This is a genomic window from Pseudoflavonifractor capillosus, assembly GCF_016899775.1.
Lineage (GTDB): Bacteria > Bacillota > Clostridia > Oscillospirales > Oscillospiraceae > Lawsonibacter.
On record NZ_JACJJE010000008.1, the window covers coordinates 50916 to 66705 of the forward strand.

The window sequence follows — 15790 nt, forward strand, 5'->3', positions numbered from 1 at the left end:
TGCTCACTCCTCCTGCTTCATCTGTTCCATCAGGCGGCGGATGCGCTCCATGTCCTCCCGGGCCCGCTGGTCCTCCCGGCTGGCGGCCGCCTGGCTCTGGGGGGTGACGGGGGCCGCCTGGACCGGCCGGGGGTCCCGGTCCCCCGCCTGGATGGCCGCCAGGGTGTGGAGCCCCTTCTCGTGCCACCGGCGGAGAATGCCGTTCATATAGCTCCAGTCCAGGGACTGCTTCTTCATAATGGTCCGCTCATAGGCCGCCCGCAGGGCCTCGTCGTCAAAGCCCATCTCATCCCAGGCGGCGATGTACTTCTTCTCCCGCTCCACCAGGGGCCGGGGCGGGATGTCCAGCAGCCGGAGCACCTGAACGCCCCGGCCCCGCAGGCGGGCCAGCTTCTGGAGATACTGCTCCGCCGCGTCCACCGTGTCGATGCCCTTCCGGGCCCAGACGAATCCCTCCCGGCGGATCTGGGAGAGGAAGGGCTTTCTTCCCGGCCCGTACTTGCGCTCCATCTCCTCAATGCACCAGTTCACCAGCAGGCAGATGACCTCGGCGGGGAGGGCCAGATGGTCATATAAGGTATAGAGCACCTTCAGGTCGTTGGCGGTGAGCTTCTTGCCCAGCCGCCGCTCCACCTCGTCGGCCAGGGCGGGGAAGGCGGAGCTCCGGTCCCCCAGGGCGGCGTTGATGTCCTCCAGGGCGTACTCCGGGAGCGGGGCCTCCGGGGGCTCCTCCGGCGCCGCCGGGGCGGCGGTGAGGGAGAGGGAGGCCAGCCCCTGGTCCTGGAGCTGTTTCAGGGCGGCGCGCTTCCGCTCCTCCGGCCATCGCAGCCCCTCCGGGCTCCCCCGGCGCAGCAGGTGCAGGTACAGCAGGGCCGCGTCCCCGCTGTCCAGTTTGATCAGGCGGTCGGCCGCCTGGTCGGTCATAGCGAGAATGCTCCCCGGGGTCAGCAGCTGTGCCATGGTTTTCTCCTCCTCTCCCCGTCTGCATGCTCCCCCATTTTACCGCAAAATCCGCCGGGAGTAAACAGGAAACCGCACCGGATGCGGGGGGCAAAATTTTTCTCCGTTTTCCTTGCGCGCGCATGGACTTTTTCCCGGTTCCGGTATACAATACCTCTTACCTTAAAACCGGCTCCGGTCCGCCGGAGGCGGAGAACCTGAGAAAAGGAGAGAGGATATGGTTCAAAATCTGACGGAGGGACGGCCCCTGAAGCTGCTGTTTTTCTTTGCCCTGCCCATGGTGGCGGGCAATTTGTTCCAGCAGCTGTACAACATGGTGGACACCATGGTGGTGGGAAAGTTCGTGGGGGAGGACGCGGTGGCGGCCGTAGGCTCCTCCTTTCCCATTGTGTTTTTGTCGGTGGCGGTGGCCTCGGGGCTGTCCATGGGCAGCAACGTGGTGGTCTCCCAGCTCTTCGGGGCGGGGCGCATCCATGAGATGAAGTCCACCATCTCCACCGCCATTATCTCCCTGAGCGTGCTGGGTCTCATCATCATGGCCCTGGGCACCGTGCTGGCCGGCCCCCTGCTGCAGCTGCTGGGCACCGACCCGGACATCATGGACGACTCCCGGCTGTACTTACAGATCTACTTCGGCGGGGCGGTGTTCCTGTTTCTCTACAACACCCTTAACGGCATCTACAACGCCCAGGGGGACAGCCGCACCCCCCTGCTCTTTCTGATGATCTCCAGCCTGACCAACATCGTGCTGGACCTGGTCTTTGTGATCCAGTTCCACATGGGGGTGGCCGGCGTGGCCTGGGCCACCCTCATCGCCCAGGGGATGTGCGCGGTGTGCTCCCTGCTGGTGCTCATCCGGCGGCTGAAGCGCATGCCCTGCGAGCCGGGGCGGCAGGGGGAGAAGATCCCCCTGTTCCACCTGCTGGCGGTGAAGCGCATCGCCCGGATCGGCCTGCCCTCCATGCTCCAGCAGTCCCTGGTCTCCCTGTCCATGATGATGATGCAGGGGCTGGTGAACTCCTACGGCAAGGTGCTGGTGGCCGGGTACACCGCCGCCACCAAAATCGACACGCTGGCCATGCTGCCCAACATGAACTTCTCCAACGCCATGTCCAGCTACACCGCCCAGAACATCGGGGCCGGCAAGTACGAGCGGGTGAAGGAGGGGCTGAAGGCCTCCCTCTTTATGGTGGTGATGTTCTCCCTGACCATCACCGTGCTGATCTTCCTGTTCGGCAACCAGCTGCTGGGGCTGTTCCTGGACCCGGGGGACACCTCGGGAGCGCTGGGCTACGGCCTGGCCTACATGCACACGGTGTCGGTGTTCTACATCCTCATGGGCCTGCTGTTCGTCCCCAACGGGATGCTCCGGGGGGCGGGAGACATGGGGGCCTTCACCTTCAGCTCCATGGCCAACCTGTTCTCCCGGGTGGCCATCGCCTACGCCCTGGCCTACCTCACCCCCCTGGGCGCCAACGCCATCTGGTGGTCCATCCCCGCCGGCTGGGCCATCGGCGCGGCGGTCTCCCTGTCCCGGGTGAAGAGCGGACGGTGGATGCGCAAAGCGGTGGCCGACCAGTGAGGACGCCCCTGTACAGCCGCTTCTGAGCCAATTAAAGCAGATCCAAAAACAGCCGCCTTCGGGCGGCTGTTTTTCTGCGGGCGGGGCCGGAATCATTTCAGAAAACTTTAAAAAATGCTCGCTTTTTGGGGAAACACCCCATCTTTTCCCCTCAGTTTTCAATTTCCTGCAGAAAAATTAAAAAAAGCCCCCAAGTTTCTTCATGCTTTTTTCATATTTCTCCCGTATACTGTGACTTGTCAAACGGGAAAACCCCACAGCTTCACACGGAGGAGTGATTGATCATGGCAGACAATGAATTCAATTTTTATAATAGTGAGAACGACGGATACCGCGGCGGCTTCGGCGACTACGCCGACCCCTCTCCGGCTCCCGTCCCGGGCCCTGTCGGTCCCGGACCCGAGTCGCCCAGGAAGCGTCCCGGCCGGTTCACCAAGCGGGCCATCGCCCTGCTGCTGGCCTGTGTGGTGGTGGGCGGGGCCGCCGGCGCAGGCGGCGCGGCGGCCTATCAGCAGATCACCAAGCCGGACACCGTAGTCTATCAGGGCGAGCGGCCCACGGTGGACGTGGACACGGTAGCCAACAGCAACGGCGGCCAGCCCATGACCCCGGAGCAGCTGTACGCGGCCAACCTGGCCTCCTGCGTAGGCATTACAGTGAACACCACCGTGAACATCTTTGGACAGACCACCACCTCGGCGGCCAGCGGCTCCGGCTTTGTCCTCACCCAGGACGGCTATATCGTCACCAATTACCACGTCATTGAAGAGGCGGTGAATAACGACTCGGTGGACATTGAGGTGTCCTTTGCCAATGGAGACAAGTACAGCGCCACTCTGGTGGGCGGCGAGCAGGACAACGACATCGCCGTTTTGAAGATCGACGCCACCGGCCTGCAGCCTGTCACCCTGGGCGACAGCGACCAGCTGGTGGTGGGCGAGAGCGTATACACCATCGGCAACCCCCTGGGTGAGCTGACCTACTCCCTGTCTGACGGCCTGGTGTCCGCCCTGGACCGGCTGATCACCACCAGCGGCACCAACCCGGTCACCAACCAAAAGGAGACCATCACCCTGAACGTGCTGCAGACTAACTGTGCCATCAATCCCGGCAACTCCGGCGGCCCGCTGTTTGACAGCTATGGCAATGTGGTGGGTGTGGTGAACGCCAAGTACACCGAGACCAGCTCCGGCGTCTCCGCCGAAGGTCTTGGCTTCGCCCTCCCCATCAACGATTTGAAGGACATTATCGAGGAAATCATCGAATATGGCTATGTGACCGGAAAGCCCTATCTGGGGATCCAGGTGAATGTAGTGGATGAACAGATGCAGGCCTATGGCATCCCCGCTGGCGCAGTTGTAGAATATGTGGCTGACGGCTCCTGCGCCCAGAAGGGCGGTCTGCAGGTCAATGATATTATCACCGCCATTGACGACACGGCGGTGGACTCACCCTCGGCCCTGACGGCGGCCCTGTCCAGCAATTATAAGGCTGGGGATACCATCACGTTGACCGTGGTACGCAACCTGGAGGAGATCAAGCTGACCATCACTCTGGACGAGCAGAACGAGCAGACCGAGGCGGCCAACCAGATTCAGGAGCAGTCCAGCCAAAACCAGCAGAACAACTCCCAGAGCGGCGGCTCCTACTACAACAACTGGCCCTTCGGCGGGTTCTTCTGGTAAGCCTCCCCTTTGATCCATTCCATCCCACTTTCGGTTTTCTCTCTCCCTCTTTTATCTGCCCGCCCCGGCGCCTTCCGGTCCCAATGGGACTGGGGAGCGCCGGGGCGGGCCGTTTCTTTGCCCGGGCCGCTCACAGCCCGGTCAGCACGTCCTCCACCCGGCGGCAGCGGAGGGGGAACCGGGCCCGCAGCTCCTCCGCCGCGCTCTCCATCAGATAGGGGCGGCCCGCCAGCTCCAGCATGGGCAGGTCGTTGTAATTGTCCCCGAAGGCCATCACCCGTTCCAGGGGGACCCCCAGGACGGCGCACAGCCGCCTCAGCCCCACCCCCTTGTCCGCCAGGGTGAAGTCCAGCCACTTCTCCCCCGCCACGGCGGCGCGGAAATGCCCGCTCCAGCGGGGGGCCAGCTCGGGCTCCACCCCTCTGGCCCCGTCCCGGCAGTAGGCGGACACCTTTACAAAGGGCTCGGGCATGTCCTCCGGCCGGGGGAGGAGGGCCACATTGTTGCCCACAAAGTCCCGGATGAGGGAGACGATATCCCCCTCCTTGGGGCACAGGTAGCTGGTGTTGGCCCCGGAGATGAGCACCTCGCACCGGGGATGGGCCAGAATCTCCCGGCACAGCTCCAGGGACAGGTCCCAGTCCATCTCTGTGCGGCTGAGGATGGGCCCCGGCGCCCCCGGGCCATAGACCACCGCCCCGTTTTCGCACAGGTAGTAGAGCTGGTCCGCCACCGGGGCAAACAGCTTCCGCAGGCTGGTGTACTGCCGCCCGCTGGCGGGGCAGAAACGGATGCCCCGCTCCCTCAGGCGGGCGATCTGTTCAAAAATAGCCGGCGGGATGGCATTCGCCCCATCCTGCAGCAGGGTTCCGTCGATGTCGCTGACCACCAGCTGGATCATGGATCATTCCTCCCTTTCTCCGGTCCGGCCGCGGGTCCCGGCTCTCCCAGGCGCCCGCTCCGGTAAAATCCACGCTCCCGGACGTGTCCGGGTACGTATTTTTGTTTGAACCATGGAAAATTGTTTGAACTATGTTAAATATAAGTAAAATTCATTGACGATGCCCTGGGCGCCCCCCTATAATAAAGAATGTGTTAAGAAAGAAATGCGGTGTGCAGAGAGGGAACAATGCCATGGGAGCATCGGGACCCGGGCCGGAGGGAACCGGCCTGCTACAACTTCATCGGACAATACTGGCATAACCTGCGGAGCCGGCGGAGCGCCGGGCCCGTGGGCTGTGCCTTTTTATATTTTTACCGCAAACCCGAAACAATAGCAATAGATAGTTCCCTGGAACGAGAGAGAAAGAGGAGGATTCCAACCTTATGCAGATGACAGACTTTTTAAGCCTGTTGGGGGGCCTGGCCCTGTTTCTGTACGGCATGCAGATGATGAGCTCCGGCCTGGAGGCCGCGGCCGGCAGCCGGATGAAGCAGATTTTGGAGCGGCTCACCGCCAACCGGTTTTTAGGGGTACTGGTGGGGGCGGCCATCACCGCCGTCATCCAGTCCTCGTCCGCCACCACCGTCATGGTGGTGGGCTTCGTCAACGCGGGCATGATGACCCTGAACCAGGCGGTTTGGATCATCATGGGCGCCAACATCGGCACCACCGTCACCGGCCTGCTCATCGCCCTGGACGTGGGCGAGCTGGCCCCGCTCATCGCCTTTGTGGGCGTGGTGCTGGCCGTCTTTGTGAAAAAGCCCCAGCTGCAGCACGTGGGCCAGATCTTCGCCGGTCTGGGTGTGCTGTTCATCGGCATGGATATGATGAGCGCCGCCATGTCCCCCCTGCGGGAGTCGGAGGCCTTTGTGGGCATCATGTCCAACTTCTCCAACCCGGTGCTGGGCATCCTGGCAGGCATGATCTTCACCGCCATCATCCAGTCCTCGTCCGCCTCGGTGGGCATCCTGCAGGCCCTGGCCAACAGCGGCGTCATCGCCTACGCCAACTCGGTGTTCGTCCTGTTCGGACAGAACATCGGCACCTGCATCACCGCGGTGCTGGCCTCCATCGGCACCACCCGCAACGCCAAGCGCACCACCATCATCCATCTGATGTTCAACATCATCGGCACCGTCATTTTCACCGCGCTCTTTATTCTCTTCCCCATCGCCAGCGTGATTGACGGCTCCCTGGTGCTGCCCGGCGCCCTCGGCAGCTTCCTGAGCGGCGTGCTGCCCGCCACCCCCGCCGGCCAGATCGCCATTACCCACACCAGCTTCAACATCATCACCACTCTGCTCCTCCTGCCCCTGGGCAACTACCTGGCCAAGGCCGCCGTGAAGATTCTGCCCGACCGCCCCGAGGACAAGGACGAGCGCATGCACCTGGAGTACCTCACCCCCATCCAGACGGGCAGCAAGGAGAGCGGCCTGGGCGTGTCCGCCATCCAGGTGGACCAGCTCCAGCATGAGCTCCACCGGATGATGCTCATGGCCCAGGAGAACGTGGAGGCCAGCTTCCGCTCGGTGCTGGACCGGAACGAGGACGAGCTCTCCCAGGTGGAGGAGACCGAGGAGTATATTGACTTTTTGAACCGGGAGATCTCTCTCCACATCTCCCACGTGATCGCCTATGAGACCAACCAGCAGGCCTCCGCCGTGGTGAGCAGCTTCCTCACCATCTCCGGCAACATCGAGCGCATCGGCGACCACGCGGACAACCTGGCCGGTTACACCCGCATGCTCAACCGGCGGGACATCGCCTTCTCCCAGACCGCCCAGCAGGAAATCGTCTCCATGCAGGACATCTGCCTGAACGGCATCCAGCAGCTCCTGTCCGACCAGGCCGGGAGCGTGGAGTGGCTCACCCAGGTGTCGGCCCTGGAGCAGCGCATCGACGACATGACCCGGGACTACCGCCGCAGCCACCTGGCCCGGATGCAGAGCGGGGAATGCTCCGCCGAGGGCGGCATCCTCTACTCCGAGCTTCTCACCGACTTTGAGCGCATCGGCGACCACATTCTGAACATCGCCCAGGAGCTCTCCAAGGTCCACCAGCACATCTAAAATACACCAGGCCCCTCTCTGCCGCCGGGCAGAGAGGGGCTTTTTTGTCAATTCAGAAGTAAAACAGGTCCTCAAATTTCTTGTCCAGGGCGATGCATAGGATCAGGGCCAGCTTGGCGGTGGGGTTGAACTGCCCCGTCTCAATAGAGCTGATGGTCTGCCTGGACACTCCCACCAGCTGAGCCAGGTCCCCTTGGGACAGGCCCTTCTCCGCCCGGGCCACCTTCAAACGGTTTTTTAAAACCAGCTGTTCATCCAAACCCTCGCCCCCTCTCACCAGGTCCGCAGCACATAGCAGAGCAGGAAGCACAGGGAGGCGATGGCTCCGCACACGACCACCCAGAGGTACTTGCCCTCCCGCCGCGCCTGGTACTTACCCAAGCCCTCGGCGGCCAGGTACCCCCAGAACAGGGCCAGGGGCAGGTAGCTGTCCAGGCCCTTGACTAAGTTATACAGGATCACCGCCGAATTCAGCAGGCAGAAGGCGATCATCCCATACCGCCGCCCCGCGTTTTCCGCGTAGGTGACCCCCTCGTCCGTCTTCTCCCGACGGCTTTTTTCCAGAATATCCTGTTTTTCCATGCCATTTTCCTCCTTACCCCTGCAGCGCGGGCAGGGTGTCCATCACATAGCTTGCCAGGGAGAACAGGGAGCCCAGCGCCCCCAGGCACCCGACGACCAGCAGGTGCTTCTCCCGCCTGGCCCGGTACCGGCCCAGAGCCTCACAGGCCACATACCCCAAAAAGAATGCCAGCGGCAGGCTGTTGTCCAGCCCCAGTGCCAGGTGATAGACCTGTACCGCCGCACACAGGGCCAAAAATCCAACCACACCCCACTGGCGGCCCTTCTCCTGAGCGCGCAGAATTCCTTCGTCACAGAGCTGATTTTCCTTCCGGCTCTTCTCCAGAATCTCCTGTTTTTCCATTCTGCTTCCCTCCTTACGGCAGCGTGTGTTTGATATAAACCGCCAAATTAAGCACACAGGCCAGGGCCGCCACAATTCCCAGACCCAGATAGCTCTTTTTCCTCCGGAATCCATACTCGCCCAGGGCCTCACAGGAGATATAGCCCATGAAGAAGGCCTGGGGCAGATTGGTGTCCAGTCCCAGTACCAACTGGTAGATCTGCACCGCTATAAGCAGGCTTAAAAATCCAACCACGCCCCACTTCCGCCCCTTCTCCTGGGCGTGCAGGATGCCCTCGTCACGGAGCTGATTTTCCTTCCGGCTCTTCTCCAAGATTTCATTCTTATCCATATAAGCTCCTTTCCAGCTCGGGCCCCCTCCCGGCCCCGGCGCCTTGGGGCGGAGGCGGGATCATCCTCTGCTGTGAGCTTATCCTATCACGCCGCTCCCGTTTCGTCAAGTACACTTGGCAAAAAAATAATGAAACTTGGCATCCTGTCAAGAAAACTGGTTTTTTCGCTCCGTCCCGTCCTTCCAGGCTTGCGCCTTTGGGGCGGATGGATTACAATAGGAAAAAAGGCGCCCGGGTGGGCGCCGGAAGCGAGGTGCTGCAAGCATGACGGATATCCTTGTGGCGGGGGGCGGCCCGGCGGGGCTCACCGCCGCTCTGTACGCCGCCCGGGCGGGTAAGTCGGTGGTGGTGCTGGAGGGGAACGCCCCCGGCGGACAGATCAACTTCTCCCCCCTGGTGGAGAACTACCCCGGCCTGCCCTCCATCCCCGGCAGTCAGTTTTCCGAGGACCTGCTGCGCCAGGCGGAGGAGCTGGGGGTGGAGCTGGAGTATGAGGCGGTGACCAGCTTCCGCACCCACGGGAACGGTTTTCAGGTGACCACCGACTGCGCCCTGCGGGAGTGCCGGGCCCTGGTGCTGGCCACCGGGGTGCAGCACCGCACCCTGGGCCTGCCCGGGGAGGAGGAGCTGTTGGGCCAGGGCGTCTCCTACTGCGCCGTGTGCGACGGCCCCTTCTACGCTGGAAAGCCGGCGGCGGTGGTGGGGGGCGGGGACACCGCCCTCCAGGACGCCCTGTTCCTGTCCGGAATCTGCTCCCAGGTCACCCTGATCCACCGGCGGGAGGAGTTCCGGGGGGCCCGGCGGCTGGTGGAGCAGGTGCTGGCCCGGGACAACATCGCCTGTGAGATGGACAGCACGGTGGAGGAGCTGCTGACCCGGGAGGGCGGCCTCTTCGGCGTGACCGTCCGGAACCGGATCACCGGCCAGGCCAGGCAGCTGGAGGTGGACGGCCTGTTCATCGCCGTGGGCCAGCAGCCCCAGAACGGGCCCTTCTCCGCTCTGATCGCCGTGGACGAGGACGGCTACCTGTTGGCCGGGGAGGACTGCAAGACCAGTCTGCCCGGGGTGTTCGCCGCCGGGGACTGCCGCTCCAAGGGGGTGCGTCAGCTGACCACCGCCGTGGGGGACGGGGCGGTGGCCGGGCTGGCCGCCTGCCGCTGGGTGGACGAGCACCCCAACTGACCTCCCCCGCCTTCAAAACCTTGGATAGACAGGAGACAGACCTTTGAACTACTACTTTGCCCCTCTGGAGGGGGTGACCGGCTCGGAGTTCCGCCGGGCCCACCACCGCTGGTTCCCCGGCGTGGACGCCTACTACATGCCTTTCCTCTCCCCCACCCAGGACCACGTGTTCACCCAGCGGGAGCTGCGCAACGTCCTCCCGGAGCACAACCAGGGGTTCCGGGCGGTCCCACAGCTGCTGACCAAAAATCCGGAGGACTTCCTCTGGTGCGCCGGAGAGCTCGCCGCCATGGGGTACGGCGAGGTGAACCTGAACCTGGGCTGCCCCTCGGGCACAGTGACGGCCAAGGGAAAGGGGGCCGGGATGCTGGCCCGGCCGGAGGAGCTGGACTGTTTTCTAGATACGGTCTTTTCCCAGGCTCCCCCCATGAAAATCTCCCTGAAAACCCGGCTGGGGCTGGAGGGCCCGGAGGAGTTCCCCCGCCTGCTGGAGATCTTTGCAAAATACCCGGTCTCCCTGCTCATTCTCCACCCCCGGGTGCGCGCCGACTTTTACAAGCGCCCGGTGCGCATGGAGTGGTTCCGCTATGCCCTGGACCACTACAAGGGACCCCTGTGCTTCAACGGCGGCCTGGTGACCGCCGGGGACTGCGCCCTCTTCGCCCGGGACTTCCCCGGCGTGGACCAGGTGATGATCGGCCAGGGTCTGCTGGCCAACCCCGCCCTGGTGCGCCAGGCCAGGGGCGGCCCCGGGCCGGACAAGGATACCCTCCGGGCCTTCCACGACGAGCTGTACCACACCTATCTGGAGTGCTTCGCCAGCCAGCGGAACACGGTCTTCCACATGAAGGAGCTGTGGAGCTACCTGTCCCGGCTGTTTGTGGGGGCGGAAGGAAAACCCCTCAAGCGCATCCGCAAGGCGGCCGATTCCCCCGCCTATGAGGCGGCGGTGGACCAGATGTTCTCCCTCCCCCTGCGGGAGGAGGCGGAATGGGGGACGGGCGCACCCCTCTGATTGGGAGCGACGCCCGCACTCCCGCTCCGGGCACGCCTCCATATCATAATGAAAAACGGCCGCCAGTTCTGCTGGCGGCCGTTCCTCTTTGCAGAAAGGGGAAAAACCCTCCCCGTTTTCCCCAAAATGCGGACAGGCCCTTCCGTATAATGGAAGAAAACGGAAGGAGTGTGATGGTATGAACCGCTGGCACAGCGAGACGGTGGCCCAGCTTCTCCAGGAGCTGGACGCCAGACCCGGGGGGCTCTCCCCCCATCAGGCGGAGGAGCGCCTGCGGCGGTACGGTCCCAATGAGCTGGAGCCCCCCAGGCAGGAGGGGCTGCTGGGACGGATTCTGGGACAGCTGAAGGACCCCATGATTCTGGTGCTGCTGGGGGCGGCGGGGGTGTCCCTGGCCGCCAGCGGCGGGGAGGACTGGCTGGACGCGGTCATCATTCTGGTCATCGTGGTGGTGAACGGGATCATCTCCATCTCCCAGGAGGACCGGGCCCAGCAGGCCCTGGAGGAGCTGCGGAAGTTATCCTCCCCCCAGGCCGCCGCCCTCCGGGGAGGAAAGGTGACGAAAATCCCCGCCGCCCAGCTGGTGCCCGGGGACGTAATCCTGTTGGAGGCGGGGGATCTGGTCCCCGCCGACGCCCGGATTCTGGAGTGCAGCCGCCTCCAGGCGGACGAGTCCCCCATGACCGGGGAGTCGGTGCCGGTGGAGAAGGCCCCGTCGGAGTCTCTGCCCGCCGACGCCCCCCTGGGGGACTGGACCAATATGGTCATCTCGGGCACCCTCATCACCGCCGGCCGGGGGACCGCCCTGGTATGCGCCACCGGGATGGATACCCAGATGGGCCATATCGCCGGGCTGCTCCTGGACAGTGAGGGGACGGACACCCCCCTCCAGCGGCGGATGGGGGAAATTTCGAAAACCCTGTCCTTCCTGTGCCTGTGCGTGTGCGCGGTGATGTTCGGGGTGGGGCTCATCCAGGGGAAGGACCTGCTGGACATGTTCCTCACCGCCGTCTCCCTGGCGGTGGCCGCCATCCCCGAGGGGCTGCCCGCCATCGTCACCATCGTCCTGGCCCTGGGGGTGGGGCGGATGGCCCGGCGGGGGGCCATTGTGAAGAAGCTCCCGGCTGTGGAGACCCTGGGGTGCGCCGGGGTGATCTGCTCGGACAAGACGGGCACCCTCACCCAGAACAGGATGACCGTCCAGCAGGTGTGGATTCCCGCCGGGGGCCGCCGGCGGGAGGCCCTGCTGGCGGGATGTCTGTGCAGCGACGCCCGCCTGGAGTGGCGGGCGGGGGCCCCCGCCGCCCAGGGGGACCCCACCGAGGGGGCCCTGGTGGTGGCCGCCGCCAGGGAGGGGCTGGACAAGAACAAGCTGGAGGAGGAGCAGCCCCGGCGGGCCGACCTGCCCTTCGACTCCACCCGAAAGCTCATGTCCACCGTCCACCCCAAGGCGGACGGCGGATTCCGGGTGTATGTGAAGGGGGCTCCGGACGTGCTGCTGGACCGGTGCACCGCCGGCCCCCGCGGCCCCCTCACCGCCCCCCAGAGAAGCCGCATCCTCCGGGCCAACGAGGAGATGGCGGGACAGGCCCTGCGGGTGCTGGCGGTAGCAGAGCGGGACCTGGCCTTCCTGCCCCCCAGCCTGGACTCCCAGACCCTGGAGAGCGGACTCACCTTCCTGGGCCTGTTCGGCCTCATGGACCCGCCCAGGCCGGAGGCCCGGGAGGCGGTAGCACTGTGCCATAAAGCGGGGGTGCGGCCGGTGATGATCACCGGGGACCACAAGGCCACCGCTGCCGCCGTGGCCCGGGAATTGGACATCCTCCGGCCGGGGGACCGGACCCTCACCGGAGCGGAGCTGGACTTCCTGCCCCAGGAGCTGCTGGAGGAGGACATCGAGCAGTTCTCTGTCTTTGCCCGGGTGTCCCCGGAGCACAAGATGCGCATCGTCAACGCCTGGCAGAAAAAGGGAAAGGTGGTGGCCATGACGGGAGACGGGGTAAACGACGCCCCCGCCCTGAAGGCCGCCGACATCGGCTGCGCCATGGGCCGCTCCGGCACCGACGTGGCCAAGGGGGCGGCGGCCATGATCCTCACCGACGACAACTTCTCCACCATCGTGGAGGCCATCGAGGAGGGCCGAGGCATCTACGCCAACATCCGCAAGGCCATCCACTACCTGCTCTCCTGCAACATCGGGGAGATTTTGACCATCTTTGTAGCCACCCTGCTGAATTTCGGACAGATGCCCCTGGTGCCGGTGCAGCTGCTGTGGCTCAACCTGGTCACCGACTCCCTCCCCGCCCTGGCCCTGGGGGTGGAGCCGGTGGAGGCCGGGGTGATGGAGCAGCCCCCCCGCCCGGCGGACCAGGGGCTGTTCGACCAGAAGTTCTCCCTCCGCCTGGCCTGGCAGGGGCTGATGGTGGGCGGGCTCACTCTGGCGGCCTACTTTCTGGGCTTCACCCGCCTGGCCGCCCCCGGGATGGAGGGGGCCGTCGCCAACACCATGGCCTTCTCCACCCTCACCCTGAGCCAGCTGTTCCACGCCTTCAACGTGCGCAGCGAGGACCGCTCCATCTTCTCCCAGGGGGTGCTGTCCAACCCGGCTATGAACCGGGCCTTTCTGGCGGGGCTGGCCCTCCAGCTGTCGGTGCTGCTGATCCCGCCCCTCCAGGGGGTGTTCTCCGTGGTCCCTATGGACCCGGCCCAGTGGCTCACCGTGCTGGTGCTGGCCGCCGCCCCGGTGCCCATCTGCGAGTGCGCCAAGGCCCTCTCCCGGCGGCGCTCCACCCCCGAGCAAGAGGATGAGCCGGCCTTTGTCACCGCCCGCCCCCAGCAGAGGGCCGGGCGGAAGTAGGTGGGAGTGCCCAGTGCGCCCCCCAAAAAAGGCGCGCTCCTTTCGCCCATAAGGCAGCAGAAAAACAGCCGCTGCGGAGTTTCGGCTCCGCAGCGGCAAATGTTTTTTCATTGCACCTCGGGAATTTCAGCTTGTCCATCAGCCAATGGCAATGGTCGTGCTCTTAGGCAGCTCCTTCTTCTCCTGCTTGGGCAGGGAGATCTTCAGGATGCCGTCCTCGTACTTGGCCGAGATCTGCTCGGGCTGGATATCGCCCACGTAGAAGCTCCGGCTCATGGCGCCGGCGTAGCGCTCCTGGCGGATATACTTGCCCTCCTTGTCCTTCTGGTCCTTGTCCAGGCCCTTGGATGCGCTGATGGTCAGGTAGCCGTCCTTCAGGTCCACGTCGATCTCATCCTTCTTGAAGCCGGGCAGGTCGATGTCCACCTCATAGGTGTTCTCGGTCTCCCGCACGTCGGTCTTCATCAGGTTCTTGGCGTGCTTGCCATACAGAGGATTGCGGCCGCCCCACACGGGGAAGCGCATAAAGTCATCGTCAAAGAAATCATCAAACAAACTTTCACCAAACATGCTGGGCAACATAAGTCATTCCTCCATTCTTCGCACTTATTTCTTGCCCTGCGGGGGGAGCCGCATCTTCTCATCCGGCCCCTCTCTCTTGGAACAATTATGTTATAGCACGTCGGATTAGCACTGTCAAGCCGAGAGTGCTAAAATTCACAAAAGAAGCAAAGTTTGTTCACAAATTATGCGATTTCTTCAACTATGCCTTATATCTTTCCCATTCTTTCACATTCTATCCCACGCCGCAGCGGCCAGCGCCGCGTCCTGCCGTTCCTTCGCGTCCTCCAGATCCTGAAAGTCCCCCAAGGCCCGCAGGTCCACATGGGAGGCGACCACCCCGGCGTCCGGGTGCTCCGCCTGCTGGGCCAGGGTGGAGGGGAAGGTCCCCTCCAGCTGCCCCCGGGCGCTTTCGGAGCGCAGGCGGCACACCTCCAGCAAAGCGTCCACCGCCAGCAGGTGGTCCTCATAGGAGCAGAAGGCGGTGGGGTCGGCCTCCACATAGGGGGCGATAAGGGCCTGCGCCTCCCGGACCACTGCCTCACACCGGCCGCTCTCCAGGTACTCCGCCAGAAACTGGTCGAAATAGGCATGGTACCGGGCAAAAAATTCGTCGTTCTTCATCAGGTTGTGGTAGAGGGGCCGCTCCAGCATGGTCTCCCCCCGGGCGGGGGTGTTGATAGGCCAGTTAAGGAGCACGTCGGGGTCCCGGATGGGGTCGGTCATCCCCAGGGCGTAGGTGCCGAAGGCCAGGTTGTAGTCCCAGGGCAGGATGGAGAGCACCCCTTCCTCCTCATAGAGGAAGTAGTTGTGCCCCGTGTGCCCCAGATAGCTGTCCCAGTTCATCACGAACACCTGGACTACAAAGTAGCGCAGCACCTCGTCCACGTTCACGGCATTCTCCAGATTCTCCCCGGAGGCCAGGGTTTTCAGGGCCTGAATGAGCCGGGTCTGGTCCGCCCCGCCCACATCGAACTTGGCGTTGTCGAAAATATTGGGGTAGCGCTCCGGGCCGTCGCCCACATAGCGCAGGGCCACGTCGGCGTTCTCGGCGTTCAGGGAGGTGTAGTCCGGCTTGTAGAGCTGTCCGTGGTCCGCCCCGAAATTCCGCCGGGCGAAGGCCTCCTCCGGCTCCTCGATGGCCAGGAACAGCCCCCAGGGGGAGCCGTTCACCGTCACCCACACGAAGCTCCGCAGGGGGGCGGGCACCCCCATGAACTCCATCATGTCGTAGACCAGATAAGTCTTTAAATAGCTGTTGTCCTGGAAGGAGGCGTCCAGGGAGAATTTGTCCAGGCCGTGGTAACTCCCCCCGTCCACATAGTGGTCGAACTCCAGCTTCAGGCTGTACCGGGCGAGGCCGTATTCCTCCGTCAGCCGCCGGGAGTTGTTCCCCTTGGCCCGCAGGCCCACCTGGCGGAACTCCTCCCCGTCCACGGACACCGTACAGGGGATATACTCCTCCTCCGGCGCCTCCGCGATAAACTGCGCCCAGTCCTCCACCTGAATGTCCACGGTGTGGACCCGGCTGTCATCGAACAGGCGGCAGGAATATTCCGGGGCGGCGGAGGCGGGCTGGAGCCCCAGGGCCTCCCCGAAGAAAAGCAGGCCGGTGAGGGCCAGGGCCAGCGCCATGGCCAGGGCGCAGAGCCGGTCGATCTGTCTGTGGCGGATCATGG

General features: G+C 64.1%; 14 protein-coding genes. 6 read left to right on the forward strand and 8 right to left on the reverse strand.

All coding sequences use genetic code 11. From position 1 onward, the window contains the following. Window positions 1-3: 3 nt before the first annotated feature. Complete coding sequence (locus H6B31_RS04095) at window positions 4-960, reverse strand: DnaD domain protein (RefSeq protein WP_204897335.1); 957 nt, start codon at window positions 958-960, stop codon at window positions 4-6. 217 nt (window positions 961-1177) lie between these two features. On the opposite strand from H6B31_RS04095, the gene H6B31_RS04100 reads away from it, so the two are divergent. Continuing rightward, window positions 1178-2542, forward strand: coding sequence for an MATE family efflux transporter (locus tag H6B31_RS04100; protein WP_204897336.1), 1365 nt, complete (start codon window positions 1178-1180; stop codon window positions 2540-2542). 284 nt (window positions 2543-2826) lie between these two features. Next, window positions 2827-4227 (forward strand): S1C family serine protease, encoded by a 1401-nt coding sequence (locus H6B31_RS04105; protein ID WP_204897337.1) that lies wholly within the window; start codon window positions 2827-2829, stop codon window positions 4225-4227. Window positions 4228-4357: 130 nt separating this feature from the next. Here H6B31_RS04105 and H6B31_RS04110 read toward each other — a convergent pair whose 3' ends face one another. Then, window positions 4358-5128 carry an HAD family hydrolase gene (locus H6B31_RS04110; protein WP_204897338.1) on the reverse strand — a complete coding sequence of 257 codons (771 nt, stop codon included), beginning with the start codon at window positions 5126-5128 and terminating at the stop codon, window positions 4358-4360. 425 nt (window positions 5129-5553) lie between these two features. Between H6B31_RS04110 and H6B31_RS04115 the strand changes: the two genes are divergently transcribed. After that, the gene (locus tag H6B31_RS04115; protein WP_204897339.1) at window positions 5554-7239 is read left to right on the forward strand and encodes a Na/Pi cotransporter family protein; all 1686 of its coding nucleotides are present in this window, start codon (window positions 5554-5556) and stop codon (window positions 7237-7239) included. 52 nt (window positions 7240-7291) lie between these two features. Here H6B31_RS04115 and H6B31_RS04120 read toward each other — a convergent pair whose 3' ends face one another. From H6B31_RS04120 to H6B31_RS04135, 4 genes are read right to left on the reverse strand one after another with little or no spacing between them, the layout of a single operon-like run. Further along, on the reverse strand, window positions 7292-7498 hold the full coding sequence (locus H6B31_RS04120; protein WP_087291479.1) for a helix-turn-helix transcriptional regulator: 207 nt from the start codon (window positions 7496-7498) through the stop codon (window positions 7292-7294). Window positions 7499-7512: 14 nt separating this feature from the next. Then, complete coding sequence (locus tag H6B31_RS04125) at window positions 7513-7821, reverse strand: DUF6442 family protein (protein ID WP_204897340.1); 309 nt, start codon at window positions 7819-7821, stop codon at window positions 7513-7515. Window positions 7822-7834: 13 nt separating this feature from the next. Beyond that, on the reverse strand, window positions 7835-8164 hold the full coding sequence (locus H6B31_RS04130) for a DUF6442 family protein (RefSeq protein ID WP_204897341.1): 330 nt from the start codon (window positions 8162-8164) through the stop codon (window positions 7835-7837). Between the two features lie 13 nt (window positions 8165-8177). Then, window positions 8178-8495, reverse strand: coding sequence for a DUF6442 family protein (locus H6B31_RS04135; protein ID WP_204897342.1), 318 nt, complete (start codon window positions 8493-8495; stop codon window positions 8178-8180). A gap of 265 nt (window positions 8496-8760) precedes the next feature. Between H6B31_RS04135 and H6B31_RS04140 the strand changes: the two genes are divergently transcribed. The 3 genes from H6B31_RS04140 to H6B31_RS04150 all read left to right on the forward strand — a co-directional run bounded on the left by H6B31_RS04140 (window position 8761) and on the right by H6B31_RS04150 (window position 13550). Beyond that, window positions 8761-9678 (forward strand): NAD(P)/FAD-dependent oxidoreductase, encoded by a 918-nt coding sequence (locus H6B31_RS04140; protein WP_204897343.1) that lies wholly within the window; start codon window positions 8761-8763, stop codon window positions 9676-9678. 43 nt (window positions 9679-9721) lie between these two features. Beyond that, window positions 9722-10693, forward strand: a complete 972-nt coding sequence (locus tag H6B31_RS04145) for a tRNA dihydrouridine synthase (protein WP_243418831.1) — start codon at window positions 9722-9724, stop codon at window positions 10691-10693. Window positions 10694-10871: 178 nt separating this feature from the next. After that, the gene (locus H6B31_RS04150) at window positions 10872-13550 is read left to right on the forward strand and encodes a cation-translocating P-type ATPase (protein ID WP_204897344.1); all 2679 of its coding nucleotides are present in this window, start codon (window positions 10872-10874) and stop codon (window positions 13548-13550) included. Window positions 13551-13688: 138 nt separating this feature from the next. On the opposite strand, the gene H6B31_RS04155 is transcribed toward H6B31_RS04150, so the two are convergent. After that, entirely contained in the window at window positions 13689-14132 is a 444-nt protein-coding gene (locus tag H6B31_RS04155; protein WP_087290076.1) for an Hsp20/alpha crystallin family protein, read from the reverse strand. A 207-nt stretch (window positions 14133-14339) separates the two neighbouring features. Continuing rightward, window positions 14340-15788 carry a CotH kinase family protein gene (locus tag H6B31_RS04160; protein WP_204897345.1) on the reverse strand — a complete coding sequence of 483 codons (1449 nt, stop codon included), beginning with the start codon at window positions 15786-15788 and terminating at the stop codon, window positions 14340-14342. Between the last annotated feature and the right edge of the window lie 2 nt (window positions 15789-15790).